We start from the raw sequence: 25,998 nt of genomic DNA on the forward strand, positions 1-25,998 counted from the left end.
TCTGCCGTGAATCTGCCAGGACCACCTGGTAAGCCTAAATACTTCCTGGTGACCGATAGCGGACGAGTACCGTGAGGGAATGGTGAAAAGTACCCCGGGAGGGGAGTGAAATAGTACCTGAAACCGTTCGCCTACAATCCGTCGGAGCCTTGCGGGGTGACGGCGTGCCTTTTGAAGAATGAGCCTGCGAGTTAGTGGCATGTGGCGAGGTTAACCCGTGTGGGGGAGCCGTAGCGAAAGCGAGTCTGAAGAGGGCGTTTGAGTCGCATGTTCTAGACCCGAAGCGGAGTGATCTAGCCATGGGCAGGCTGAAGCGCGGGTAAGACCGCGTGGAGGGCCGAACCCACCAACGTTGAAAAGTTGGGGGATGATCTGTGGTTAGGGGTGAAAGGCCAATCAAACTCCGTGATAGCTGGTTCTCCCCGAAATGCATTTAGGTGCAGCGTCGTGTGTTTCTTGCCGGAGGTAGAGCACTGGATGGTCTAGGGGGCCTACAAGCTTACCGAAATCAGCCAAACTCCGAATGCCGGTAAGTGAGAGCGCGGCAGTGAGACTGCGGGGGATAAGCTTCGTAGTCGAGAGGGAAACAGCCCAGATCACCAGCTAAGGCCCCTAAGCGTGTGCTAAGTGGAAAAGGATGTGGGGTCGCATAGACAACCAGGAGGTTGGCTTAGAAGCAGCCACCCTTTAAAGAGTGCGTAATAGCTCACTGGTCAAGTGGTTCCGCGCCGACAATGTAGCGGGGCTCAAGCACACCGCCGAAGCTGTGGCATTCACATTTTAACTTCGCGTGCCCTTGATGGTGCGTGCAGGTGTGTGGATGGGTAGGGGAGCGTCGTGCCGGGGGTGAAGCAGCGGGGTGACCTAGTTGTGGACGCGGCACGAGTGAGAATGCAGGCATGAGTAGCGAAAGAAGGGTGAGAAACCCTTCCGCCGGATGACCAAGGGTTCCAGGGCCAGGCTAATCCGCCCTGGGTGAGTCGGGACCTAAGGCGAGGCCGAGAGGCGTAGTCGATGGACAACGGGTTGATATTCCCGTACCCGCGAAGGAGCGCCCGTGATGAACCTCGTTGTGCTAACCACCCGAGCTGGCTGATGTCTTCGGACGGATGTTGGGGAGCGTGGGAACCTGGCGGGTAGTAGTCAAGCGATGGGGTGACGCAGGAAGGTAGCTGATCCCGGCCGGTGGTTGTGCCGGGGTAAGCGTGTAGGCCGTGCCGTAGGCAAATCCGCGGTACACAGGGCTGAGACGTGATGCCGAGCCGATTCAGGTGAAGTCAGTGATCCTATGCTGCCGAGAAAAGCCTCTAGCGAGTTTCGAGCGGCCCGTACCCCAAACCGACACAGGTGGTCAGGTAGAGAATACCGAGGCGATCGGGCGAACTGTGGTTAAGGAACTCGGCAAATTGCCCCCGTAACTTAGGGAGAAGGGGGGCCGGAGACGTGAAGCCCCGTGCGGGTGGAGCGTTGTATGGCCGCAGAGAGCAGGGGGAAGCGACTGTTTACTAAAAACACAGGTCCATGCGAAGAAGTAATTCGATGTATATGGACTGACGCCTGCCCGGTGCTGGAACGTTAAGGGGACCTGTTAGCTCTTCGGGGCGAAGCGGAGAACTTAAGCGCCAGTAAACGGCGGTGGTAACTATAACCATCCTAAGGTAGCGAAATTCCTTGTCGGGTAAGTTCCGACCTGCACGAATGGCGTAACGACTTCCCCACTGTCTCAACCACAGGCCCGGCGAAATTGCAGTACGAGTAAAGATGCTCGTTACGCGCGGCAGGACGGAAAGACCCCGGGACCTTTACTATAGCTTGACATTGGTATCTGAATGGACTTGTGTAGGATAGGTGGGAGCCGGTGAAACCTGTACGCCAGTATGGGTGGAGGCAATCTTGAAATACCACTCTGGTTGATTTGGGTATCTAACTTCGGACCGTTATCCGGTTCAGGGACAGTGTCTGGTGGGTAGTTTAACTGGGGCGGTTGCCTCCTAAAGGGTAACGGAGGCGCCCAAAGGTTCCCTCAGCCTGGTTGGCAATCAGGTGTTGAGTGCAAGTGCACAAGGGAGCTTGACTGTGAGACTGACAGGTCGAGCAGGGACGAAAGTCGGGACTAGTGATCCGGCACTTGCGTGTGGAAGCGGTGTCGCTCAACGGATAAAAGGTACCCCGGGGATAACAGGCTGATCTTCCCCAAGAGTCCATATCGACGGGATGGTTTGGCACCTCGATGTCGGCTCGTCGCATCCTGGGGCTGTAGCAGGTCCCAAGGGTTGGGCTGTTCGCCCATTAAAGCGGTACGCGAGCTGGGTTTAGAACGTCGTGAGACAGTTCGGTCCCTATCCGCCGTGCGCGTAGGATACTTGAGAAGGGCTGTCCCTAGTACGAGAGGACCGGGACGGACGAACCTCTGGTGTGCCAGTTGTCCCGCCAGGGGCACGGCTGGTTAGCTACGTTCGGAAGGGATAACCGCTGAAAGCATCTAAGCGGGAAGCCTGCTTCAAGATGAGGTATCCCACCCCACTTTGTGGGGGTAAGGCCCCCAGCTAGACGACTGGGTTGATAGGCCGGAAATGTAAGCTCGGTAACGGGTTGAGTTGACCGGTACTAATAGGCCGAGGACTTGATAACAAGGCTGCTACGCGTCCACTGTGTAACTCTGAACAAACATCGAACAACCCCCCGGTGTGAGCCTGGGTGTGTGTGTTGTTTGATATGTTCATAGTGTTACGGCGGTCATGGCGGAGGGGAAACGCCCGGCAACATTCCGAACCCGGAAGCTAAGCCCTCCAGCGCCGATGGTACTGCACTCGGGAGGGTGTGGGAGAGTAGGACACCGCCGGACAACCTTTCAGTTGAGGCCAACCCCATCGGGGTTGGCCTCAACTGCATTCCACACCGTTTCTTCCCGGAACCCGGTCCCCGTCACCACCCAGAACACACCCCCCCCGGGGGGTGTTCGCCCGACCCCACGGCCCACCAGAGGCCTCCGAAGGTCGGGGCTGGTGGGCGGGAGAAGCGGTGATCCCGGCACGGAACACCCCTACATCCCCGAAGTCGGGGTAATCGACGGCGTCGCGGCAACCGCCACCTTCCCCGGCGACATCGAAGCGACCCGGTCCCGCCCGTGTCGGGGGAGGGCAGCCCGCTTCGACGGACACGAGTCGCTCGGGTGGCGACGTTGCGGTGATGCTCTGCCGGGAAGGCGCAACGTCGCCGACATGGCACGGTCAGCCCCGCACTGGGGACCGGCGGCGGTCAGTCCCGGGTCTGAATGCCTTCGCGGAGCTGGCGGAAGAGGCCGGCCGAGTCGTCGACGGAACGGTTGGCGAACATGCCCATCGCCACGCTGCCGTGGTCGGCCCATCCGCAGATCGCGAAGTCGCCGCCGTCGCCGCTGGTCCGGCCACACTTCATCACGCCGCCGTACTTCCCGGCAGGCACCGTACGCACGTCGGTCACCCGGCCGGTCTCGTCGGCCATCAACCGGAACAGGCTGTCCAGGTCACGTTCCGGCTGCCAGAGCAACGTGGTCCCACCGAAGAACAGCACCGTCCGCTTCTCGTCGGCGGGGTCGCGGTAGACCGTACCGATGCTGCGGTCCAGGTCGATGTCGGCGGCGAATCCGGCGCGCAGGTAGTCGGCGGTGCTGCGGGCCCGGTCGGAGTCGTCGCGGTTGAGACCGGCGAGGTGGCCGGGCGGGTCCAGCCGGACGTCCTTCTGCTGGGCGATGCGCCAGCCTGCGGTACCGAGCGCGGCGGCGCCGACCAGGCCGACCACGAGCGCGACGGTCAGGGCGATCCGTCGGCGTCGGGACACCGGGCCCCGCCCCTGCGGGCTCCGCTCCGGGTCGTGGGTGCTCAACCGGATCGGCTCGTCGGTCAGCTCGACCGGTTCGGGACCCTCGATGAGCTGACGCTCGGTGAGATGTGCGTCGGACATGTTCGCCACCGTACGCGAATGACCGGTGGCGCACGTCGGGTCCGCCGAAGCGCTCCGTAGACTTTCACAGGTGACCGAGAGACTGGATGCCCGACGCCCCGACGCCCCGACCCTTGCCGGCCAGTACCAGCCCGGCGAGGTAGAGCAGCGACGGTACGAGCAGTGGGTAGCCGCCGGCCACTTCCGGGCGTCGGCGCAGAGTGACAAGCCCCCGTTCACCATCGTGATCCCCCCGCCGAACGTGACCGGCGTGCTGCACATGGGCCATGCCCTGGACCACACCGTCCAGGACTCGCTGGTGCGCCGCAAGCGGATGCAGGGGTACGAGGCGCTCTGGCTGCCCGGCACGGACCACGCCGGCATCGCCACCCAGAACGTCGTGGAGCGGCAACTCGCGGGTGAGGGGCTGTCCCGGCACGACCTCGGTCGGGACAAGTTCGTCGAGCGGGTCTGGCAGTGGAAGGCCGAGTCCGGCGGGGCGATCCTCGGCCAGATGCGCCGGCTCGGCGACTCGGTCGACTGGGACCGGGAACGCTTCACCATGGACGAGGGCCTGTCCCGGGCCGTGCAGACCATGTTCAAGAAGCTCTACGACGAGGGTCTGATCTACCGGGCCAACCGGATCATCAACTGGTGCCCGCGCTGCCTGACCGCCCTGTCGGACATCGAGGTGGAGCACACCGACGACGAGGGTGAGCTGGTCTCGATCCGGTACAGCGACGACGTGGTGGTCGCCACCACCCGGGCCGAGACCATGCTCGGGGACACCGCCGTGGCCGTGCACCCCGACGACGAGCGTTACCGGCACCTGGTCGGCACCGAGGTCGAGGTGCCGTTGACCGGTCGGCGGATCCCGATCGTCGCCGACGAGCACGTCGACCCGGCGTTCGGCACCGGCATGGTCAAGGTCACCCCGGCACACGACCCCAACGACTTCGAGATCGGCCAGCGGCACGACCTGCCCGCCCTGACGATCATGGACGAGCGGGGCGTCATCACCGCCCCCGGCCCGTTCGAGGGCCTGGACCGGTACGAGGCCCGCCCGGCGATCGTGGCGGCGCTGCGTGAGCAGGGTCGGATCGTGGCCGAGAAGCGGCCCTACGTGCATGCGGTGGGGCACTGCTCGCGGTGTCGTACCACGGTCGAGCCCCGGCTGTCGTTGCAGTGGTTCGTCAACACCACCCCGCTGGCGAAGGCGGCCGGCGACGCGGTGCGCGACGGCCGGGTGAAGATCGAGCCGGCCGAGCTGGCCAAGCGCTACTTCGCCTGGGTCGACAACATGCACGACTGGTGCATCTCCCGGCAGCTGTGGTGGGGGCACCGCATCCCGGTCTGGTACGGCCCGGCGGGCGAGATCGTCTGCGTCGGCCCGGACGAGACGCCCCCCACCGGCGAGGGCTGGGTCCAGGACGAGGACGTCCTGGACACCTGGTTCTCCAGCGGCCTGTGGCCGTTTTCCACCCTCGGCTGGCCGGAGCGCACCCCGGACCTGGCCAAGTTCTACCCGACCAGCGTGCTGGTCACCGGCTACGACATCCTCTTCTTCTGGGTCGCCCGGATGATGATGTTCGGCCTGTACGCGATGGACGGCCGGCAGCCGTTCGACACGGTCGCCCTGCACGGCATGGTCCGCGACCAGTACGGCAAGAAGATGTCGAAGTCGTTCGGCAACGTGGTCGACCCGCTGGACTGGGTCGACCGGTACGGGGCCGACGCGACCCGGTTCACCCTGGCCCGGGGCGCGAACCCGGGCGGGGACGTGCCGGTCAGCGAGGAGTGGTGCCAGGGCTCCCGCAACTTCTGCAACAAGCTGTGGAACGCCACCCGGTTCGCGCTGCTCAACGGCGCGCACACCGGGGGCCCGCTGCCGGCCGCCGACCAGCTCTCGACCGTCGACAGGTGGATCCTGTCCCGGCTGGCGCACGTCACCGCCGAGGTGGACGAGCAGTTCGAGGCGTACGAGTTCGCGAAGGTGTGCGACCTGCTCTACCACTTCGCCTGGGACGACGTCTGCGACTGGTACGTGGAGCTGGCCAAGCCGGTGCTCGCCGCCGGTGGGCCGGCCGCCGACGCCACCCGCCGGGTGCTCGGGCACGTGCTGGACCAACTGCTACGGCTGCTGCACCCGGTGATCCCGTTCGTCACCGAGGAGCTGTGGACGGCGCTGACCGGGGGCGAGACGGTGATGACGGCGGCCTGGCCGGTCGCCGACCGTACGCTGGTGGACGACGCCGCGGAGCGCGAGGTCGGCACCGTCCAGCGGGTGGTGACCGAGATCCGGCGGTTCCGCTCCGACCAGGGGCTGCGGCCGACCCAGCGGGTGGCCGCCCGCCTCGACGGGCTGGCCGGGGTCCAGATCGCGGCGCACGAGCCGTTGATCCGTTCGCTGGCCCGGCTGGACGCCCCGGCCGACGACTTCCAGGCCAGTGCCACCCTCGCCATGCCCGGCGAGGTCAGCGTCGCGCTGGACACCCGGGGGTCGATCGACGTGGCCGCCGAGCGGGCCCGGCTCACCAAGGACCGGGCGGCCGCCGAGAAGGAGGTCGCGCAGGCCCGCGCGAAGCTCGACAACCCGGCGTTCGTCGGGAAGGCGCCCGAGCCGGTGGTCGCCAAGATCCGTGACCGGCTGGCGGTCGCCGAGGCCGATCTGGTCCGCATCGACGCCGCTCTGGAGGCGCTTCCGTCGTGACCGACCGTACCGATAAGCCCGACCGGACCGGCGTGGGGCGCGATGAGTTCGCCGCCGTCGACGCGGAGTTGACGGCGCGCGGGTTCACCCGCATGCACTTCTCGCTGGACCGCATCGAGTCGCTGCTCGACCTGCTGGGGAGCCCGCAGCGGGCGTACCCGTCGATCCACCTGACCGGGACGAACGGCAAGACGTCCACGGCCCGGATGATCGATTCGCTGTTGCGGGCCTTCGGCCTGCACACCGGCCGCTACACCAGCCCGCACCTGGAGACCGTCCGGGAGCGGATCAGCCTGGACGGGGAGCCGGTCGACGAGGCCCGCTTCGTCGCTACGTACCGCGAGGTGAAGCCGCTGGCCGACCTGGTCGACCAGCGGTCCGCCGAGCCGCTCACCTACTTCGACCTGACCACCGCGCTGGCGTTCGCCACGTTCGCCGACGCGCCTGTCGACGTGGCCGTGGTGGAGGTGGGCCTGGGCGGTGCCGAGGACGCCACCAACGTGCTCCAGGCCGGGGTGGCCGTGCTCACCCCGATCGGGCTGGACCACACCGAGTGGCTCGGCGACACCCTGGAGGACATCGCCCTGCACAAGGCCGGCATCATCCACTCCGGCGCGACGGTCATCGCCGCCGCGCAGGAGGAGGAGGCGGCCCGGCCGATCCTGGAACGGTGCGCCGAGGTCGGTGCCACGGTCGCCCGGGAGGGCGCGGAGTTCGGGGTGCTGCGCCGGGCGGTCGCCGTCGGCGGCCAGGTGCTGACCCTCCAGGGGCTCGGCGGGGTGTACGACGAGGTGTTCCTCCCGCTGCACGGCGCGCACCAGGCGCAGAACGCGGCGGTGGCGCTGGCCGCCGTCGAGGCGTTCCTCGGGGCCGGGGCGAAGCGGCAGCTCGACGTCGAGGCCGTCCGGGAGGGTTTCGCCGCGACCAGCTCCCCGGGCCGGCTGGAGAAGGTGCGCAACGCCCCGACGGTGCTGCTGGACGGGGCGCACAACCCGCACGGGATGGCCGCCACGGTCACCGCGCTCCAGGAGGAGTTCGCGTTCAGCAAGCTGGTCGGGGTGCTCGCCGTACTCGGCGACAAGGACGCCGCCGGGCTGCTGGAGCTGCTGGAACCGGTGCTCGACTCGCTCGTCGTCACCCGTAACTCCTCGCCCCGGGCGATGCCCGCCGACGAGTTGGCCGAACTGGCCCGGGAGGTCTTCGGACCGGACCGGGTGCAGGTGGCCGCCGCGATGCCGGACGCCATCGAGGCGGCCGTCGCCGAGGCCGAGTACGACGTGCCCGGTGAGTTGGCCGGGGTGGGGGTGCTGGTCACCGGCTCGGTGGTGACGGTGGCCGACGCCCGACGGCTGCTGAAGCGATGACCGGCCCGACCCCGGACCGGCCGGACGCAGACCACCGCCCTGCCGACCACCCGGAGCCGGCTGCGGGCAGTGGCCCGGCCGGGCGGCGTTCGGGGCTGCGCAATCCCGAGGCGGCCGTCCGGGGGCTCGGGGCCGGGACGCTCGGCCTGGAGGCGCTGGTGCTGCTGCTGGCGATCCAGCCGATCCGGCTGGTCGGTGGGCACTTCGGCGGGGCGGCGATCGCGGCCATCGTGGCGCTGGCCGTGGCGGCGGTGCTGCTGGCCGGCCTGATGCGCCGCCCGTGGGCCTGGTCGGCGGGCACCGTGTTGCAGGGGTTGCTGCTGCTCGCCGGCCTGCTGCACTGGTCGCTGTTCGGACTCGGGGTGATCTTCGCCCTGGTCTGGGCGTACGCGTTGCACGTGCGGCGGGTCATCCTCGGCTGAGCCGGGTCACGCCTCGGCGCGTTCCCGCCACTGGGTCAGCGCGATGCCGTGCCCGTCCGGGTCCCGGAAGGCGGCGGCCCACACCTCCAGTCTGGTGCCCCGGTTGACCACCCGGGGTGCGTAGGTGAACCGGACGCCGGTGTCCTTGAGCCGCCGGTACGCCGCCTCGATGTCGTCGACCTCCAGGTTGACGTGGACCAACCGCCGGCTGATCGGGGCGGCCCCGGTCACCTCGCGCAGCACCAGCCGGGTCTGCCCGGAGGCGAGCACCGCGTTGCCGACGCCCCGGTCGAACTCCTCGAAGCCGAGGTCCCGGTAGAAGTCCAGCGAGCGGGACAGGTCGGTGACCAGCAGGGTCAGCCCGACGCCGCTGATCGGGCCGGCCGCATCGTCGCCCCCGGCGGTCGCGGCGCCCGGGTCGTACCCGAAGATCGCCTCGTCCAGGTCGGGGTCGAGCCGGCCGTCACCGGTGGTGGGCGCGTCAAGCGGGACGTCGACCGGGTCGAGGATCGGCGCGTCGAACCGCTCCTCGGCGGGCGACCGGGGGGCCGGCGCGGCCGTGGATGCAGCGGCGGCCGGGCCGGCGGCACCGGTGTGGGCGGTGCCGGCGGGGCTGGTGGCGGCGGTGGACGCGGCGGCGGCCGAAGCGGGGGCGGCCGAAGCGGGGGCGGTGGCGCGGCGGGGGAGTTGGCCGGTCGCCGGCTGCTCGACCAGGGTGCCTTCCAGCACCACCGGGCCGCCCGGCCGCTGGTGCATCACCACCGGCTCCCGCTCGTCGGTCAGCACCTCCACGTCGTCGCGCAGCGGCTCGGCCCGGACCGGGTCCGGGTGCGGCGGCTCCGCGCGCAGCGGGTCGGGCCGGGTCGGGTCGGCGGGCGGCGGGTCACGCAGGTCGTCCCGGAACTCGTCGTGGAAGTCGTCGTCGGCCGTGCGGCCCGCCCACGGCGGGGCCTCCTGCTGGATCAGCATGTCGTCGAGCGGCTCGGCGTCGGCGTACTCCGGGGGCAGGTCGGTCACGCCCGCGGCGGCCTCGGTGTGGGTCGGTACCTCGTCCCACAGGACGCGGACGTGCCGCTGGTCGTCCAGGGCCACCCGGATCGGCAGGGTCTGCCCCAGCGACGGCCACTTCGCCACCGGCACCCGGGGCTCGATGATCTTCTTGGACCGGGGCGGCAGGCCCGGCGCGTCGATCACCAACTGGAGCTCGCACCGGCCGAAGGAGTACTGGGTGGGGGGTTCGGAAGCGCTGTGCACGTGCCCGACGCCGACCACCCAGGTGCGTCCGCCGCCGCGTACGGTGCCCAGGGCGACGGCGAGCACGACCAGGGCCACGCCCAGCGCGACGATGGCCCAGCTGGTCATGCCCAGCCCGAACAGGACGACGAAGACCGCCACGGTGCCGAGCACCGCGGCGATCAGCTTGCGTACCGGCGCGATGGTGCGGTTCCCGCCATTCGCCACAGTGGACCTCCCAGGGGTCAGAGCCAGGCTAGGCCGCGCGGCGACCGAGGGAAAGAGCAGCCGCCGCGCCGGTGCCGGTACCGGGTCGCTAGGCTGACCGTACCCAGCCGAACCGCCTTGTGCGCACAGGAGGAACCCAGCGTGTCCAGCAGCAGCCCGGATGAGCGCACCCTCGTACTGATCAAGCCCGACGCGGTGCGCCGTGGCCTGGTCGGCGAGATCATCTCCCGCTTCGAGCGCAAGGGCCTGCGGATCGACGCGTTGGAGATCCGGACGCTGGACGGCGGGTTCGCCGACCAGCACTACGCCGAGCACGTGGACAAGCCGTTCTACCCGCCGCTGAAGACGTTCATGACCAGCGGGCCGCTGGTGTCGCTGGTGCTCTCCGGTGACCAGGTGATCGAGGTGGTCCGGGCGATGATCGGCAGCACCGACGGGCGTAAGGCCGCCGCCGGCACGATCCGGGGTGACCTGTCGCTGTCCAACCGGGAGAACCTGGTGCACGCCTCGGACTCCACCGACAGCGCCAAGCGCGAGATCGCGCTCTGGTTCCCGGCCCTGGGCTGACCCGGGTCACCCCGGCCGCCCAGGGACGCGTCAGGGGACCGGCCGGTCGCGGAACGGGCGACCCCGGCCGAGCGCGTCGGCGTACCCCCAGCGGCCCCTGATGTCGAGCAGCTCGATCTGGCCCAGCTCCTCCGGGACGGCGGCGTCGACGGCGAGGTGGTCCTCGTACGGTTCCAGCCCGAGCAGCGCGCGCAGCAGCATCAGGGGCGCTCCGGCCGACGGCGCGTACGGGCTGTCGGTGAACCCGTGCGGGACGGGGACGTGGGTGGTGGCCCGGTCGTAGCCGGTGAGGTACGCCGGCAGCCGGCCCTGGAAGTGCCGGGCGGCGTCGAGCAGCCCGGTGGCGACCCGGGCGGCCTGCGCCCGGAACCCGGCCCGGCGCAGCCCCCAGGCGATCAGCGAGTTCTCCCAGGGCCAGACGGCGCCGGTGTGGTGGCCCAGCGGGTTGTAGTCGGCCGCCGTGCTGGCCAGGGTGCGGATGCCCCAGCCGGAGTACATCGCCGGGGACATCAGGTGCGCCACCAGCTGCTCGGCGCGGTGCGGGGCGACGATGCCGGTGCACAGCAGCTGCCCCATGTTGGACGTGAGGGAGTCCAGCGGGACGCCGTCGAGCTGCACGGCCACCGCGTAGTGGCCCCGGTCGGGCAGCCAGAAGTCCCGGTCGAACCGTTCCCGCAGCCGGGCGGCGTCGCGTTCGAGCCGGTCGGCCCAGCCGGGGTCGTCCCAGAACCGGCGGGCCATCCGGGCGGCCCGGCGGCGGGCCTCGAAGGCGTACCCCTGGATCTCGCAGATGGCCAGCGGGTAGGTGGGCGGGTGGCCGTCGGCGAAGCAGATCGCGTCGGCGGAGTTGCGCCAGCTCTCGTTCTGCGGCCCGGTGCGGGTCGGGCGTCGGGTGGACCAGACGTAGCCGGTGCCGTCCCGGTCCGCGTCGTGGTCGAGCCAGCCGATGGCGGCCCGGACCTCGAACTCGAACCGGCGTACCAGTTCCGCGTCGCCGGTCCAGCGTTCGTACTCGTCGAGCAGGATGACGAAGGCGGCGGTGGTGTCGGCGGCGCTGAAGCTGGCCGACTCCGGGGTGTCGTTGAACGCGCCGGAGTCGCCGTACCGGCTCTCCTGGAGGATCTTGCCGGGTTGCTCGCCGCGGAACGGGTCGTGCCGGACGCCCTGGCTCAGCGCCAGGATGCGCAGCGTGTTGACCGCCCGTTCGGGCATGAACGGCAGCGCCTGGAAGCTGCTGACCAGGCTCTCCCGGCCGAGCAGCGCCATCGACCAGGGCAGCCCGGTGGCGGGCAGCGCGGTCGGGAAGTTCAGCCCGGGGTAGTGCAGCGCGGCCAGGTCCCGCACGCCGTACTCGTACGCCCGCTGGAGCGCCTTGTGGTCGGCGCGCAGCCGGGGCACCCCGGCGGTGCGTTCGGTGATGTCCCGGCCCCGCTGGTGCTGGCTGCGCCCCACCGAACTGGTGAGCCGTTCCCGCAGGTCACGGCGGTGCAGGTCGCGCAGGAGGGCGAGCACCCGCAGCCGGGTGGACCAGGTGCCGTGGGGGTCGACGGTGAACGTCCAGGTCAGACCGTGCTCGTCGATCCTGGCCGGCGTGCTGGAGGTGATCACGGTCTCCCGGTGCAGGCCGGCCCGCTTGTAGTGCAGCCGTAGCGCGTCGTCGGCGATGGTGACGGTCACCGGCCGGGCCCGGCGGAAGCCGTCGCGGACCTCCAGCACCTCGGCGAAGTCCGCACCCACGTCGAGCCGGACGACGTAGCGCACCGGTTCCGGCGCGTAGTTGAACAGGGTGATCTCCTCCTCGTACTCCGGACCGACCCAGCGGTGCCGCAGCACGGAGGTGGTGGCGTTGACGTAGTGGGTGGGTTCGCCGGGGACCAGCCCGAACTTCGCCTCGTAGGTGGCGACGTCGTCGACGGAGAGCACCGAGAGGGACTCGGTGTCGATGGTCAGCGCCCAGGTGGACAGGAACCGGGTGTCGAAGGAGAAGAGCCCGAGCGGGGAGGTCGGCGTGGCCCGCACGTCCCCGTTCTTCCCGCTGATCATGAACATGTTGCCGGCGAAGACGCTGGTGACCTCGTGCAGCCCGATGACACCGGAGGCGGTGTGGGGGACCAGTTCGGCGGCGGGTTCGGTGCCCACGCTGTCGGCGGCGACCGGGAGCAGCCGCCGGAAGGTGAACAGCAGCGCCAGGTCGCCGGCGACCGAGGCGTCGCCGCGCAGCAGCATCGACACCATGTTGTCCCGGCCGGCAAGCAGCCGGACGAACGCCTCGGGTCGGACCTCGACCGTGCAGTCGGGGTGTTCGCCGGTGCGCGCGACCCGGATCTGTGCGCCGTCGAGCCGGACGAACCAGGTGGCGGTCTCGCCGCCCTCGGCGACGATGTCGAAGCGGAGCAGTCCGCTGGGGGCGACGGGCAACCGGCCCCGGCCGTCGGCGGCCAGGGCGGCGAAGAACTCGTCGATCCGCCCGTCCACGGCCCGCTCCCGTCCCACCGCTGCGCCACCCGAAAAGGTCCAGGTGTGCCAAAAGGAACAATACGCCGTGCCCTGTCCGACCGGGCGCGCTTAAGTGGAAGGACGCCACTACCTGCGAAAACACCGGGGAGGGTTCGACGATGGACGGGCAGACTGCCGCCGGGATGCGGTACTGGACGTACGGGCACGGCAGGCGGAGCACCTTCCTGCTGGTGCACGGCTGGTGCTGCGACCACGACTTCATGGCACCCCTGGCCCGGCACCTGGCCACCCGCCAGGACCGGGTGATCGCCGTCGACATGCCGGGCCACGGGGCCAGCCCGCCCCCGGCCGACGGCTACGCGGTCACCGCGATGGCCGGTCACCTGCGGGCCTTCGCCGACGCACTCGACCTGCGCCGGGTCTTCGTGATCGGGCACAGCCTGGGCGGGGTCTGGTCGCTTCAGGCCGCCGCCGGGGACCGGGACCGGTTCACCGCGCTGGGGCTGCTCGACTCCGCGGTGGCCGGGGCACCCGGTTCCGCCGCCGCGATCGCCCAGGTGGCGGCGTCGCTGCGGGAGGACACCTCGGGCGCGGTGCGGGAGTCGATCGTCCGGGCGTACTTCCCGCCGTACTCCGACCCGCGCCTGGTGGAGCGGGTGGTGGCGGCCACCGCCCGCCCGTCGACCGAGGTGGCGTACGCGCCGATCGCCGGGCTGGCCGACTGGATCGCCGCCGAGCAGGACGTGGCCGCCCTGCGCCGCTGGGACCGCCCGCTGCTCTTCGTGGGCAGCAACGCCCCGTTCGCCGACTACGCCCGGCTGGCCGAACTCGCCCCGCAGGCGTTCATCGGGCAGACCGTGGGTTCCGGGCACTTCGTGCAGCTCCAGGTGCCGGCGCAGGTCGACGCGATGGTCGACCGCTACCTGGAGGTCACCGACTGAGCCGGGCCGCCACTCACAGGGTGTCCAGCGTGGCGCGGCGACGGGACTCCGCCTCGAAGACCGTCAGCAGCCCGGCCGCCAGCACGGCGTAGCCGACCCCGACGGCCAGTTCGAGGCCGATCGCCGGCAGGACGTCGCCCAGCGGGGCGCCGCCGGCCAGTCGCCGGGCCGCGTCGGCGGCGTGGGTGATCGGCAGCACCGCGCCCACCGCGCGGATGCCCGCCGGCAGGCTGTCGGCCGGCACGTTCACCCCGGTGAACAACAGCAGCAGCGCCACCGCCACGTTCGAGATCAGGAAGACGTCCCGGAAGCGCAACCCCAGCGCTCCCAGGGTCAGCCCGAAGAAACCGCAGGCCAGCGAGGCCGAGGCCAGCGCCAGCAGCAGGCCGGGCAGGGCGGTGGCCGGGATCCGCAGGCCGAGCAGGAGCGCGGCCACGGTGAGCGTGCTCGCCGCGATCAGCAGGCCGTTGCCGGCGTACGGCAGCACCCGGCCGAGGAAGATGGCGGTGCGGCTGCGCGGGGAGAGCAGCACGTGCCCCAGGGTGCCGAAACGCCGCTCGTTGGCCACCGCCATGGTGCCGCCGTAGACGCAGGCCAGCGCGGCGGTGAGCACCGCGTTGCCGACGATGTAGAACCGGTCGTCGGCGACCCCGAACTCCCGCCCCAGGTAGGCGAAGAAGAAGAGCTGGAACAGCGGGCCCACCAGCAGGGTGCCCACGAAGATCGACGGGGTGGTCCAGTTGAACAGGGCCCGGTAGGCGATGACCCCGCCCACCCCGACCAGCCGCAGCAGCGCGCCCACCGGTGCCTCCTCAGGCCAGGGCCAGGGTCGCGGTGACCCGGGCCCGGTGCTCGACGTACGTCATCAGGGCCCAGCCGGCGGCCAGGCAGGCCAGGCTGATCGCCAGGCAGACGGCCAGCGCCGGCCAGACCGGCCCGCCGGACGCGGCCTCGTGCACCGCGCGGGCACCCCAGGTGGTCGGCAGCACCGCGGCGACCGGACCGGTCCAGCCGGGCAGCGCGGTGACCGGCACGAGCATCCCGGAGACCAGCCAGATCGGGTACTCCAGCATGTTGGCCAGCGCGTTGGCGTGCCGCAGCAGCACGAAGCCGGACGCCAGCAGCAGCCCGAACATGCCCAGCCCGGCGATGCAGCCGGCGACGGCCACCGGGAAGGCCACCGGGTGGGCGAAGTCGAGCGGGATGCCGTACAGCAGCCGGCCCCAGGCCAGCGTGGCGAGCATCGCGTAGGTGCCGGTGATGCCGGTGGCCAGGGTGACCGGCAGCAGCACCAGCGCGGGCGACCGGGGCGCCAACATGATCATCTCCAGGGTGCCCTGCCAGCGCTGGTTCTGGATCGCCCCGCCGGAGCCGAACAGCACCGTCGACCAGACCCCCATCAGGCCCGCGCCGACCGCCGCCTCCAGCAGCCGGTCCGGCTCACCGCCGGCCCGGAACAGGTAGACCGCCAGGGTCGCCTGCACCACCGGGACGAACAACGCGATGGCGATCTCGAACGGGGACCGGCTGAGCTGCTTGACGTGCAGCAGCGCGCCGACCGCGATCATCCGCAGGGTGCTCACGCCGGCACCGGCCCGGCCACCGGCGTCGGCTCCGCCGCCCGGTTGACGATCGCCACGTACGCGTCCTCCAGGGTGGGCTGCCGGGCGGTCACCCGGCCCAGCCGTACCCCGCCCAGCTCCCGCAGCACGTCGGCCTGCACGTCCACCCCCGCGTCGGACTGCACCCCGAGGACCTGCGCCGCCCCGTGCACCGCCAGGCTCACCTCGCGGACGCCAGGCCGGGCCCGGATGGCGGCCAGCTGCCCGTCGGTCACCCCGTACGCCTCCACCTCCAGCACCCGCCGGCCGTCGGCGTGGTGACGCAGCTCGGCGGGGGTGCCCAGGGCCTGGATCCGGCCGCCCGCGATCACCGCGATCCGACCGCACAACTCGTCGGCCTCGGCCATGTAGTGCGTGGTCAGTAGCACGGTGGTGCCGGTGGCGGCGAGGTCGGCGACGGTCTGCCGCAGCTCCCGGGCGGCCACCGGGTCGACCCCGATCGACGGCTCGTCGAGGAACAGCACCCGGGGCCGGTGCAGCAGCCCCCGGGCGATGTGCAGCCGCTGGCGCATCCCCCGCGAGTAGCCCTCGACCCGGTCGTCCTCCCGGCCGGTCAACCGGACCAGCTCGAACAGTTCGGCGATCCGGCGCTTCTGCTCCCGGCCCGGCACGCCGTACAGCTCGGCGAAGTAGCGCAGGTTGTCCCTTGCGGAGAGCCGGTCGTAGAGGCCCCGGTCGCCGCCGAAGACGTACCCGATGCGTCGGCGCACCTCCCGGGTCTGCCGGACCACGTCGAAGCCGCAGATCCTCGCCGCGCCCGCCGTCGGGACCAGCAGGGTGTTGAGCAGCTTGATGGTGGTGGTCTTGCCGGCGCCGTTCGGGCCGAGCAGGCCGAACAGCTCACCGTGGCCCACCGCGAGGTCGACCCCGGCGACGGCGTGCACCTCCCGGCGCTGCGGTCGTAGCCAGCCGGTCCGGCTGCGGTAGCTGCGGTGCAGCCCCACCGCCTCGATCGCGTGCTCACCCATGGCCGCGAATCTATGGGTCGGCCCGGCCGCCCGCACCCCCGTTACTCGGCGGCGGTGACCCGGACAGGTCGAGTATCCTTGCCGGTACAGGCGACGACCCGGCCATCACCGGTGAGCCTCCGGAAGAAAGGGCCCGCAGGGCCCGACTAGAACCGGACGGGGCGGCCCGTCACAGCCGGCCAACGAGCGGGCGGTCGATCCTGACCGTCAAGCGGGGTGGTACCGCGGGCCCGGCCCGGGGCGTCGACCACGGCGCACCGGCGCAGGCTCGTCCTCGCAGACCACGAGACCAGTGAGCTGCCAGAGGAGACCGACCCCCGATGGGCTATCCGCTGCACGACCCGACCGCCGCCGGCGTCCCGGCGAGCCCGGACCTGCCCGACGTCGAGCGCCGCGTCCTGGAGCACTGGCGCACCGACCAGACCTTCGAGGCGTCCGTGACGGCCCGCCCGGCCGGCGACGACGGCAAGAACGAGTACGTCTTCTACGACGGCCCGCCGTTCGCCAACGGCCTGCCGCACTACGGCCACCTGTTCACCGGGTACGTCAAGGACGTGGTGCCGCGCTACCAGACCATGCGCGGCCGGCACGTCGAGCGGCGCTTCGGCTGGGACTGTCACGGCCTGCCCGCCGAGGTGGTGGCCGAGAAGCAGCTCGGCATCACCAGCAAGGCGGAGATCCTCGACCTGGGGGTGGCCCGGTTCAACGAGGCGTGCCGGTCCTCGGTGCTGGAGTTCACCCAGGACTGGGAGCGGTACGTCACCCGGCAGGCCCGCTGGGTCGACTTCGCCAACGACTACAAGACCCTCGACCTGGACTACATGGAAAGCGTCATGTGGGCCTTCAGGACCCTGCACGACAAGGGCCTGGTCTACGAGGGCTTCCGGGTGCTGGCGTACTGCTGGCGGTGCGAGACGCCGCTGTCGAACACCGAGACCCGGATGGACGACGTCTACCGCGACCGGCACGACCCGACGCTTACCGTGTGGTTCGAGCTGACCCCGGACGAGCGGGCCCCGGAGCTGGTCCGGGGGCCGGTCAGGCTGGGCGTCTGGACCACCACCCCGTGGACCCTGCCGTCCAACCTCGCGCTCGCCGTCGGCCCGGACATCAGGTACGCGGTGCTGGAGCGCGACGGCCAGCGGTACGTGGTCGGGGAGTCCCGGCTCGGGGCGTACGCCAAGGAGTTGGAGGGGTACGAGCAGGTCGGCTGGGTGACCGGAAAGGCCCTGGTCGGACGCCGTTACACCCCGCTCTACGACTTCCTCGTCGAGCAGGCCGGCCCGAACGCCTACCAGGTGCTCGGCGCGGAGTTCGTCACCACCGAGGACGGCACCGGGATCGTGCACCTCGCCCCGGCGTTCGGCGAGGACGACCAGAACGTCTGCAACGCCGCCGGCATCCCCACCGTCGTCACCGTCGACGACCACACCCGGTTCACCGCGCTGGTCCCGCCATACCAGGGCGAGCAGGTCTTCGACGTCAACAAGCCGGTGATCCGGGAGCTCAAGGAGCGGGGGGTGGTGCTGCGGCAGGACACCTACACCCACTCGTACCCGCACTGCTGGCGCTGCGACACCCCGCTGGTCTACAAGGCGGTGTCGTCGTGGTTCGTCGCGGTGACGCAGTTCCGGGACCGGATGGTCGAGCTGAACCAGCAGATCAACTGGACGCCGGGTCACATCAAGGACGGCTCGTTCGGCAAGTGGCTGGCCAACGCCCGCGACTGGTCGATCAGCCGCAACCGGTTCTGGGGCTCGCCGATCCCGGTGTGGAAGTCCGACGACCCGACCTACCCCCGGGTCGACGTCTACGGTTCGCTGGCCGACATCGAGCGGGACTTCGGCGTACGCCTGACCGACCTGCACCGGCCGGCGGTGGACGACCTGACCCGCCCCAACCCGGACGACCCGACGGGCCGCTCGACGATGCGCCGGGTTCCGGAGGTGCTGGACTGCTGGTTCGAGTCCGGGTCGATGCCGTTCGCCCAGGTGCACTACCCGTTCGAGAACGCGGACTGGTTCGAGCACCACTACCCGGGTGACTTCATCGTCGAGTACATCGGGCAGACCCGGGGCTGGTTCTACACCATGCACGTGCTGGCCACCGCGCTGTTCGACAGGCCGGCGTTCCGCAACTGCCTCAGCCACGGCATCCTGCTCGGCTCCGACGGGCGCAAGATGTCCAAGAGCCTGCGCAACTACCCGGACGTCTACCACGTCTTCGACGCGTACGGCTCGGACGCGATGCGCTGGATGCTGATGTCCTCGCCGGTGCTGCGCGGCGGCGACATGGCGGTCACCGAACCGGCGATCCGCGACGCCGTCCGGCAGGTGCTGCTGCCGCTGTGGAACGTCTGGTACTTCTTCTCGCTCTACGCCAACGCCGACGGGCACACCGCCCGGCGGCGGGTGGACAGCACGCACCTGCTCGACCGGTACGTGCTGGCCAAGACCCGGGAACTGGTGGAGACCGTCGGCGCGCAGATGGACGCGTACGACATCTCCGGGGCGTGCGGCACCGTCCGGTCCTACCTGGACGCGCTGACCAACTGGTACGTGCGTCGCTCCCGGGACCGGTTCTGGTCGGGTGACGCCGACGCGTTCGACACGCTGTGGACCGTGCTGGAGACGCTCTGCCGGGTGGTGGCGCCGCTGGCCCCACTGACCGCCGAGGAGATCTGGCGTGGGCTGACCGGTGGGCGGTCGGTGCACCTGACCGACTGGCCGTCGGCGCAGGACCTGCCCGCCGACCACGACCTGGTCGCGGCGATGGACGCCACCCGGGACGTCTGCTCGGCGGCGCTGTCGCTGCGCAAGGCCAAGGGGCTGCGGGTCCGGCTGCCGCTGCCGAAGCTGACCGTGGCCTCCCCGGTCGCCGACCAGCTCCGGCCGTTCGCCGACCTGGTCGCCGACGAGGTCAACGTCAAGGAGGTGGCGTTCTCGGCGGAGGTCGCCAGCTACTGCCAGCAGGTGCTGACGGTGGTGCCCCGGGCGCTCGGCCCCCGGGTCGGCAAGCAGGTGCAGCAGGTGATCAGGGCGGTCAAGGCGGGGGAGTGGGAGCTGCGCGACGGCGCCCCCGTCGCCGCCGGGGTCACCCTCGCCGAGGGCGAGTACGAGCTGCGGCTGGTCGCCGCCGACGCCGAGCACTCCGCACCGCTACCCGGTGGTGAGGGCGTGGTGGTGCTCGACACCGAGGTGACCCCGGAACTGGCCGCCGAAGGGCTGGCCCGGGACGTGGTCCGGGTGGTGCAGCAGGCCCGCCGGGACGCCGACCTGGACATCTCCGACCGGATCGTGGTGTCGGTGGCGGCCTCCGAGCAGGTCCGGGCGGCGGTGTCGGCGTACACCGGGTTCGTGGCCCGGGAGGTGCTCGCCGACACGGTGGACTTCGCCGACGGCCTCGACGGCTTCACCGGTGAGGTCGGCGACGGCGAACGGGTGACGGTCACCGTCCGCAAGGTGTGAGGTCGTAGCGGGGTCCCGGCCCGTCGGGTCGGGACCCCGCGACCACCCGCGCCATCCAGCAGGCGGACGCACGTGCACCCGTTGGGTCGTACGGGCGTCCGTCCGCTACCGTGACACCGCCTGTTTCACCGTACGACCGCCGGAGGACCCGTGCCGCTGCTCTACACCATCGGCAAGCTCACCGTGGGACCCGCGATGCGGCTGGCGTTCCGTCCGGTCGTGGAGGGGCTGGAGCACATTCCGGCGAGCGGCGGCGCGATCTTCGCGGGCAACCACCTCTCCGTCGCCGACGAGCTGCTGCTCGGCACCGTCGTTCCCCGGCACCTCGCCTTCTGGGCCAAGTCGGAGTACTTCACCGGCACCGGCCCGAAGGGTGCGCTGTCCAAGTTCGTGCTCACCGGCCTGGGTGCCATCCCGGTCGAGCGGGCCGGTGGCCGGGCCGCACTGTCCGCGTTCGACGCGGCCATCCCCGCGCTGCGCGGCGGTGACCTGGTCGCCGTCTATCCCGAGGGGACCCGGTCGCCCGACGGCCGGCTCTACCGGGGACGGACCGGCACCGCCCGGCTGGCGGTGGCGGCCGGGGTGCCGGTGATCCCGGTCGGGGTGCTCGGCACCGACAAGGTCCAGCCGATCGGCACCCGCATTCCCCGCCCCGGCAAGGCGAAGATCATCATCCGGTTCGGCAAGCCGCTGGACTTCACCGGCCGCTCCGACGACCGCACCTCGCTGCGGGAGATGACCGACGAGCTGATGGCCGAGATCCAGAAGCTCACCGGCCAGGAGTACGTCCCCCGGTACGCCCCCCGCCGCGCCGAACCCACCTCGGGCGGTACGCCCACCGCCGGCAGCGCACCGGCCTGACCGCCGCGCCCGCGCCGACCGGCGCGGGCGCGCGTGACCGGCACCGCCCGACCCGCCCGGCCGCTCGGGCACCGGCGGCGTGACCGTGGGACAGGCCCGGCCGCCCCCCCGCGGTTGGGCCGGGCGGCGGCCGGCTCAGCCCTGCTTCGGAGTGACGATCTGGGCGCGCATGGTGGCGAGCAGTCGGGCGCTGTCGTCCACCGAGAGCCGGGTGAACACACCCGTGGTGCTGCTGCCGTGGTCCACCGAGGTGCAGACCACCACGTCGGTGCCGTCGGACGAGCCGGTGGCGCAGCGTTCGTACCGGCCCCGGACGCCGCTGTCGACGGGTTGGGGGGTACCCAGCTTGAAGGTGTCGGTCAGCCGCACCATCGCGTCGTCCGCGTCGGACTCCGGCCGGAGCCGGAAGCCGGTGTCCCCGAAGACGGTCACCCGTTTGCCGTCGGAGGTGCTGTATACCCCGGCGTAGACGTCCTCGGCGAGCAGGTTCGCCTTGCGTACCTCGGTCTTGAGCCTGTCGACCTCCCTGCCGGAGTCCGACCGCAGGGTCAGGTCGGCCACCTGGGTGGGCAGGGCGGCGTCGGCCGGGTACTGCTGCCAGGCCGGCCTGCCGAACCAGGCGGGGCAGCCGCAGCAGCAGGCCAGGCTGAGCAGCAGCACCCAGGGCCAGCGTCGCCGCTTGCGGCGGACGTACCCCTTGGGCGGCCGGTTCGGCGGTGGCTGTGGCGGCGGGGCGGGCGGCTGCGGGCGGACCCGCCGCTGCTTCGGCGGGCGGGGCGACGCGGGCGGTGGCGGCGGCGGTGACACCGGACGGGCCGGTGGTGGCGACACCGGGCGGGCCGGCGGCAGGGGCGCCGGCCGCGCGGCGGGCACCGGCGTGACCGGGTACGGCCGGGTCGGCGAGGGCGTGACCGGACCGGCCGGTGCCGGCGACGGGTACGACGCCGCCGGGTTGTGCCGGCCGGGCGGCGTCGGCGTGTGCTGGTGCGGCGGGGTGGGGGTGTGCTGGTCGGGTGGGACCGCCGCGGTGGCGGGTGGCTGGTCGACGGCTGCCGGGTAGGGGCGGGTCGGCGGTGGCGCGTACGGCAGCGGCGCCGGCTCCGGATGGTGCACGTCCCAGCCACCCGTGTCGACACCCGCCCACGGGTCGACCGGGGTGCGGTGTTCGGGCAGCTCCGGCGGGGGTGGCGGGGGTGGCGGAAGCGGCACGAACTGGACCGACTCACCCCACGCGGGGCGACGCGGTGGCGGTGGGGGCACGGCGGCGGAACCGCTCCACCGGGGTACCGCCGGCTCCTCCAGCGTCGGGTCGGGACGCTGCCCGCCCGGGTGCTGCTCCACCCGGGTGGCGTCCGGCCGCTGCGGTGCGCCTGGCGGGGGGATCCGGCCCGGAACGGCGGCCGACCCCCGGGCCGGGGTGACCGGGCCGGGTGCGACCCCCCGCGCCGGCCCCGCCGACTCCACCGGGTCGGCGGGCGCGGCCGGCGGCACGGGCGCGGCCGGGCTGACCTGCCCCGCTGTGCTGGCCGGCTCCGGTGGGCTGGCCGGCTCCGGCAGACCGGATCGAGCGGTAGGGCCGGTGAGTGCTGGCGGGTCGCCCTGCGTCGCCGGGTCGTCCTGCGCGGTGGGGTCGTCGTCGGTGACCGGGTCGTCCTGCGCGGTCGGGTCGTCCTGCGGGACCGGGTCGTGCCGGTCGGGCGGGGCCTCCGATGCGGTCGGGGTGCGCTCCCCGGCCTGCTCGGCCGGGTCGATCTGCTGAGCCGAGGCGGTGGCGTCAGCAGCCGGACCGGCGGGGTCGGCCGGCGGAACCGGAGCGGGCTCGGTGGCCGGCGTCGCCGGGTCGACGGGGCCGCTGGGCGGCGGTACGGGGAGGCCGGCCGGACCGGTGTCGACCACCGGATCCTGCTGCCGACCCGGGACGGGGTCGTCCCCGTCGGCCGGCCGGTCTGCTCCCGGCTGCGGCTCCGGCATCGCGGCAATCTCCTCTCGCACCGGTTGCGAGGTTAGTACCGGGCCGCCACCTCGACCAATCGGCCGCCCCCCGGCCCCCGCCGACCGGGAAGCCTCGCACAGCCGACGCGGGGCCCGCCGGTGCGGTCCCCACCGCCCGGCCGACCGGCGACGGTGGGCAGGGGTGACGGGAGCGGGCAGGCCGGCGGTGCGGCGAGCCGTCCGCCGGTGGACGCGTACCCTTGGGCTCCATGAGCGCTCCGTCCACGACCCCGCGCCCCGCCGCGGCCCCGACCGACGACGCTGCCGTCGCGCCGCCGCACCACGACGCCACGTTGTCGGTGTGGCCCCGGCTGGAGGCGTTGCTGCCCCAGGTGACCAAGCCCATCCAGTACGTCGGTGGCGAGCTGGGCGCGGTGGTCAAGGACTGGGACGCGGCGACCGTACGGTGGGCGCTGATGTACCCCGACGCGTACGAGGTGGGCCTGCCCAACCAGGGCGTGCAGATCCTCTACGAGGTGCTCAACGAGCTGCCCGACGTGCTGGCCGAGCGGACGTACGCGGTCTGGCCGGACCTGGAGCGGCTGATGCGCGAGCACGGCGTGCCGCAGTTCACCGTCGACGCGCACCGCTCGGTGCGCCGGTTCGACGTGTTCGGGGTCTCCTTCTCCACCGAGCTGGGCTACACCAACCTGCTCACCGCGATCGACCTGGCCGGCATCCCGATGCTGGCGGCCGACCGCACCGACGCCGACCCGGTGATCGTGGCCGGTGGGCACGCCGCGTTCAACCCGGAGCCGATCGCCGACTTCATCGACGCCGCGGTGCTCGGCGACGGTGAGGAGGCGGTCCTGGAGATCACCACGATCGTCCGGGAGTGGAAGGCGGAGGGCTCCCCGGGCGGCCGGGACGAACTGCTGCTGCGGCTGGCCCGCACCGAGAGCGTCTACGTGCCGCGCTTCTACGACGTGGACTACCTGCCCGACGGCCGGATCCAGCGGGTCGTGCCGAACCGCCCGGACGTGCCGTTCCGGGTGCACAAGCGCACGACGATGGACCTGGACGCCTGGCCGTACCCGAAGAAGCCGCTGGTGCCGCTGGCCGAGACGGTGCACGAGCGGTACGCGGTGGAGATCTTCCGGGGCTGCACCCGGGGCTGCCGGTTCTGCCAGGCCGGCATGATCACCCGCCCGGTGCGGGAGCGGTCGATCACCACGGTGGGGCAGATGGTGCAGCAGGGGCTGGAGTTCTCCGGCTTCCACGAGGTGGGGCTGCTGTCGCTGTCGTCGGCCGACCACTCCGAGATCGGCGACATGTGCTCCGGCCTGGCCGAGCAGTACGCCGGCACCAACGTGTCGCTGTCGCTGCCGTCGACCCGGGTGGACGCGTTCAACATCGACCTGGCGCAGGAGTTGTCCCGCAACGGCCGGCGCACCGGGCTGACCTTCGCCCCGGAGGGCGGGTCGGAGCGGATCCGCAAGGTCATCAACAAGATGGTGTCGAAGGACGACCTGATCCGTACGGTGGTCACCGCGTACACCAACGGCTGGCGGCAGGTGAAGCTGTACTTCATGTGCGGCCTGCCCACCGAGACCGACGCCGACGTCCTGGAGATCGCCGACATGGCGCACGAGGTGATCCGGGCCGGGCGGGCGGCCACCGGCTCCAAGGACATCCGCTGCACCGTCTCGATCGGCGGGTTCGTGCCGAAGCCGCACACCCCGTTCCAGTGGGCGTCGATGGAGCGGCCCGAGGTCATCGACGGCCGGCTCAAGCTGCTCAAGCAGGCCATCAACAGCGACCGCTCGCTGGGCCGGGCGATCGGTTTCCGCTACCACGACGGGGAGCCGTCGCTGATCGAGGGCCTGCTGTCCCGGGGTGACCGTCGGGTGGGCGCGGTGATCCACGAGGTGTGGCGCAACGGTGGCCGGTTCGACGGCTGGAGCGAGCACTTCTCGTACCAGCGCTGGGTGGACGCCGCCGCGGCGGTGCTGCCGGGCTTCGGTGTCGACCTGGACTGGTACACCACCCGCGAGCGCGACGAGCTGGAGGTGCTCCCCTGGGACCACCTCGACTCGGGCCTGGACAAGGACTGGCTCTGGCAGGACTGGCAGGACGCGCTGGGCGAGTACGAGCAGGACGACTGCCGGTGGACGCCGTGCTTCGACTGCGGTGTCTGCCCGTCGATGGACACCGAGATCCAGATCGGCCCGACCGGCCGTAAGCTCCTGCCGCTCACCCCGGTGACCGCGTTGAAGGTGCCCACCGGCGCCCAGCAGTGACCGTCGACGGGACGGGCCCGGCGCGCCACGGCGGGCCGGCCGTCCCGTTGCGGCGGGTGTGCGGCTATCGTCACCGGCAGCCCGCGCCACGGGTCCGGTGACCAGACCGAGGAGTACGACGATCAGCAGGAAACCACAGCCGGAGGGCGGGCAGGCGCCGGTCGTCCAGCGTGTCCGCATCCGGTACGCCAAGCGCGGGCCGTTGCGGTTCACCTCCCACCGGGACTTCGCCCGCGCCTTCGAGCGCGCCCTGCGCCGGGCCGCCGTGCCGGTGGCCTTCTCCCAGGGCTTCACCCCGCACCCGAAGATCTCCTACGCCAGCGCCGCCCCCACCGGCGTGGCCAGCGAGGCGGAGTACCTGGAGGTCGGCCTCCAGGCGGAGGTGGACCCGGAGCAGCTACGGGTGGCCCTCGACGCGGCGCTCTCGCCCGGCCTCGACGTGCTGGACGTGGTGGTCGCGACCGGGGGCAGCCTGGCGGAGCGGATCGAGGCGTCGTACTGGCGCATCGAGCTGCCCGGGGTCGGGCACGCGGTGGCGCAGCGGGCGGTTGCCGCCTTCGTGGCCGCCGACGAGGTGCAGGTCGAGCGGATGACCAAGCAGGGCCGACGGACGTTCGACGCGCGGAACGCAGTGGAGCGTATCGATGTGCTGCCCCCGGTGCAGACGCCTTCCGGGGCAGCGGAGCCGTCATGTGCGATACTCGAACTGGTCGTACGGCAGGTCACCCCGTCCGTACGACCCGATGACGTCCTTTCCGGCCTCCGCGTGGTGGCCGCCCTGGAGCCGCCGGTCTCCCCGAGGGTGATCCGGCTGGCGCAGGGCGTGTTGACCGCGCAGGGCGCGATCGTGGATCCGTTGGACGCGGACCGCGACGGGGCAGCCATCGGAGAACGCTGACCGTCGGTCGGCGTTCTGGCAGGCAGACTTCGGCGGTCGCGCACGTCGCGCGCCCGGCGGAAACACTTTTGCGGCGATCCTGCGTGGCAGCGCTCACCCGCGCCCGG

General features: G+C 71.4%; 16 protein-coding genes and 2 rRNA genes (1 of these 18 running past the window's edge). 11 read left to right on the forward strand and 7 right to left on the reverse strand.

The features are described from left to right. Together ACN260_RS05560 and rrf are read left to right on the forward strand one after the other, a co-directional pair. Positions 1-2,631, forward strand: a 23S ribosomal RNA gene (locus ACN260_RS05560) (it extends 478 nt beyond the left edge of the window). A gap of 97 nt (positions 2,632-2,728) precedes the next feature. Continuing rightward, positions 2,729-2,845 (forward strand): 5S ribosomal RNA (rrf, locus tag ACN260_RS05565). Positions 2,846-3,258: 413 nt separating this feature from the next. On the opposite strand, the gene ACN260_RS05570 is transcribed toward rrf, so the two are convergent. Beyond that, positions 3,259-3,942 carry a hypothetical protein gene (locus tag ACN260_RS05570; protein WP_422754987.1) on the reverse strand — a complete coding sequence of 228 codons (684 nt, stop codon included), beginning with the start codon at positions 3,940-3,942 and terminating at the stop codon, positions 3,259-3,261. Between the two features lie 70 nt (positions 3,943-4,012). Here ACN260_RS05570 and ACN260_RS05575 point away from each other — a divergent pair, with 70 nt between their 5' ends. The 3 genes from ACN260_RS05575 to ACN260_RS05585 all read left to right on the forward strand — a co-directional run bounded on the left by ACN260_RS05575 (position 4,013) and on the right by ACN260_RS05585 (position 8,417). Beyond that, positions 4,013-6,631 (forward strand): valine--tRNA ligase, encoded by a 2,619-nt coding sequence (locus ACN260_RS05575; protein WP_422754988.1) that lies wholly within the window; start codon positions 4,013-4,015, stop codon positions 6,629-6,631. A 92-nt stretch (positions 6,632-6,723) separates the two neighbouring features. After that, complete coding sequence (locus ACN260_RS05580) at positions 6,724-7,995, forward strand: bifunctional folylpolyglutamate synthase/dihydrofolate synthase (RefSeq protein WP_422756629.1); 1,272 nt, start codon at positions 6,724-6,726, stop codon at positions 7,993-7,995. After that, a complete protein-coding gene (locus ACN260_RS05585) occupies positions 7,992-8,417 on the forward strand; it encodes a DUF4233 domain-containing protein (RefSeq protein ID WP_422754989.1) in 426 nt (141 codons plus the stop codon). The genes ACN260_RS05580 and ACN260_RS05585 overlap by 4 nt, the downstream gene beginning before the upstream one ends. Positions 8,418-8,423: 6 nt before the next feature. On the opposite strand, the gene ACN260_RS05590 is transcribed toward ACN260_RS05585, so the two are convergent. Next, a complete protein-coding gene (locus ACN260_RS05590; RefSeq protein WP_422754990.1) occupies positions 8,424-9,878 on the reverse strand; it encodes a VOC family protein in 1,455 nt (484 codons plus the stop codon). A gap of 141 nt (positions 9,879-10,019) precedes the next feature. Here ACN260_RS05590 and ndk point away from each other — a divergent pair, with 141 nt between their 5' ends. Beyond that, positions 10,020-10,445, forward strand: a complete 426-nt coding sequence (ndk, locus tag ACN260_RS05595; RefSeq protein ID WP_204926261.1) for a nucleoside-diphosphate kinase — start codon at positions 10,020-10,022, stop codon at positions 10,443-10,445. A 30-nt stretch (positions 10,446-10,475) separates the two neighbouring features. Here the strand turns inward: ndk and ACN260_RS05600 are convergent, their stop codons facing one another. Next, complete coding sequence (locus ACN260_RS05600; protein ID WP_422754991.1) at positions 10,476-12,920, reverse strand: glycogen debranching N-terminal domain-containing protein; 2,445 nt, start codon at positions 12,918-12,920, stop codon at positions 10,476-10,478. A 140-nt stretch (positions 12,921-13,060) separates the two neighbouring features. On the opposite strand from ACN260_RS05600, the gene ACN260_RS05605 reads away from it, so the two are divergent. Beyond that, the gene (locus ACN260_RS05605; RefSeq protein ID WP_422754992.1) at positions 13,061-13,843 is read left to right on the forward strand and encodes an alpha/beta fold hydrolase; all 783 of its coding nucleotides are present in this window, start codon (positions 13,061-13,063) and stop codon (positions 13,841-13,843) included. Between the two features lie 13 nt (positions 13,844-13,856). On the opposite strand, the gene ACN260_RS05610 is transcribed toward ACN260_RS05605, so the two are convergent. The 3 genes from ACN260_RS05610 to ACN260_RS05620 are packed head-to-tail and all read right to left on the reverse strand — an operon-like array spanning position 13,857 to position 16,433. Continuing rightward, positions 13,857-14,645, reverse strand: a complete 789-nt coding sequence (locus ACN260_RS05610) for an ABC transporter permease (RefSeq protein WP_422754993.1) — start codon at positions 14,643-14,645, stop codon at positions 13,857-13,859. Between the two features lie 10 nt (positions 14,646-14,655). Further along, a complete protein-coding gene (locus ACN260_RS05615; RefSeq protein WP_422754994.1) occupies positions 14,656-15,426 on the reverse strand; it encodes an ABC transporter permease in 771 nt (256 codons plus the stop codon). Next, a complete protein-coding gene (locus ACN260_RS05620) occupies positions 15,423-16,433 on the reverse strand; it encodes an ABC transporter ATP-binding protein (RefSeq protein WP_421483749.1) in 1,011 nt (336 codons plus the stop codon). The genes ACN260_RS05615 and ACN260_RS05620 overlap by 4 nt, the downstream gene beginning before the upstream one ends. 320 nt (positions 16,434-16,753) lie before the next feature. On the opposite strand from ACN260_RS05620, the gene ileS reads away from it, so the two are divergent. Both ileS and ACN260_RS05630 read left to right on the forward strand, forming a co-directional pair. Further along, positions 16,754-19,900: an isoleucine--tRNA ligase gene (gene ileS / locus ACN260_RS05625; protein WP_422754995.1), complete on the forward strand. Its 3,147-nt coding sequence runs from the start codon at positions 16,754-16,756 to the stop codon at positions 19,898-19,900. Between the two features lie 150 nt (positions 19,901-20,050). Beyond that, positions 20,051-20,761: a lysophospholipid acyltransferase family protein gene (locus ACN260_RS05630; protein ID WP_422754996.1), complete on the forward strand. Its 711-nt coding sequence runs from the start codon at positions 20,051-20,053 to the stop codon at positions 20,759-20,761. A 135-nt stretch (positions 20,762-20,896) separates the two neighbouring features. On the opposite strand, the gene ACN260_RS05635 is transcribed toward ACN260_RS05630, so the two are convergent. Next, the gene (locus ACN260_RS05635; RefSeq protein WP_422754997.1) at positions 20,897-22,753 is read right to left on the reverse strand and encodes a hypothetical protein; all 1,857 of its coding nucleotides are present in this window, start codon (positions 22,751-22,753) and stop codon (positions 20,897-20,899) included. Between the two features lie 209 nt (positions 22,754-22,962). Here ACN260_RS05635 and ACN260_RS05640 point away from each other — a divergent pair, with 209 nt between their 5' ends. Next, positions 22,963-24,993 (forward strand): TIGR03960 family B12-binding radical SAM protein, encoded by a 2,031-nt coding sequence (locus tag ACN260_RS05640; protein ID WP_422754998.1) that lies wholly within the window; start codon positions 22,963-22,965, stop codon positions 24,991-24,993. A gap of 178 nt (positions 24,994-25,171) precedes the next feature. Further along, positions 25,172-25,891, forward strand: coding sequence for a TIGR03936 family radical SAM-associated protein (locus ACN260_RS05645; RefSeq protein WP_422756630.1), 720 nt, complete (start codon positions 25,172-25,174; stop codon positions 25,889-25,891). Positions 25,892-25,998: the final 107 nt, after the last annotated feature.

Source organism: Micromonospora sp. WMMD708 (genome assembly GCF_049315245.1).
Taxonomy (GTDB): Bacteria; Actinomycetota; Actinomycetes; order Mycobacteriales; family Micromonosporaceae; genus Micromonospora; species Micromonospora wenchangensis.

What these genes read in the sequence shown, in the direction of transcription:
- ACN260_RS05580 (WP_422756629.1), top strand. Translation starts at nt 6,724, where the DNA reads ATGCACTTCTCGCTGGACCGCATCGAGTCGCTGCTCGACCTGCTGGGG.
- ACN260_RS05640 (WP_422754998.1), top strand. Translation starts at nt 22,963, where the DNA reads ATGAGCGCTCCGTCCACGACCCCGCGCCCCGCCGCGGCCCCGACCGAC.
- ACN260_RS05620 (WP_421483749.1), bottom strand. Translation starts at nt 16,433, where the DNA reads ATGGGTGAGCACGCGATCGAGGCGGTGGGGCTGCACCGCAGCTACCGC.
- ACN260_RS05585 (WP_422754989.1), top strand. Translation starts at nt 7,992, where the DNA reads ATGACCGGCCCGACCCCGGACCGGCCGGACGCAGACCACCGCCCTGCC.
- ACN260_RS05605 (WP_422754992.1), top strand. Translation starts at nt 13,061, where the DNA reads ATGGACGGGCAGACTGCCGCCGGGATGCGGTACTGGACGTACGGGCAC.
- ileS (WP_422754995.1), top strand. Translation starts at nt 16,754, where the DNA reads ATGGGCTATCCGCTGCACGACCCGACCGCCGCCGGCGTCCCGGCGAGC.
- ACN260_RS05570 (WP_422754987.1), bottom strand. Translation starts at nt 3,942, where the DNA reads ATGTCCGACGCACATCTCACCGAGCGTCAGCTCATCGAGGGTCCCGAA.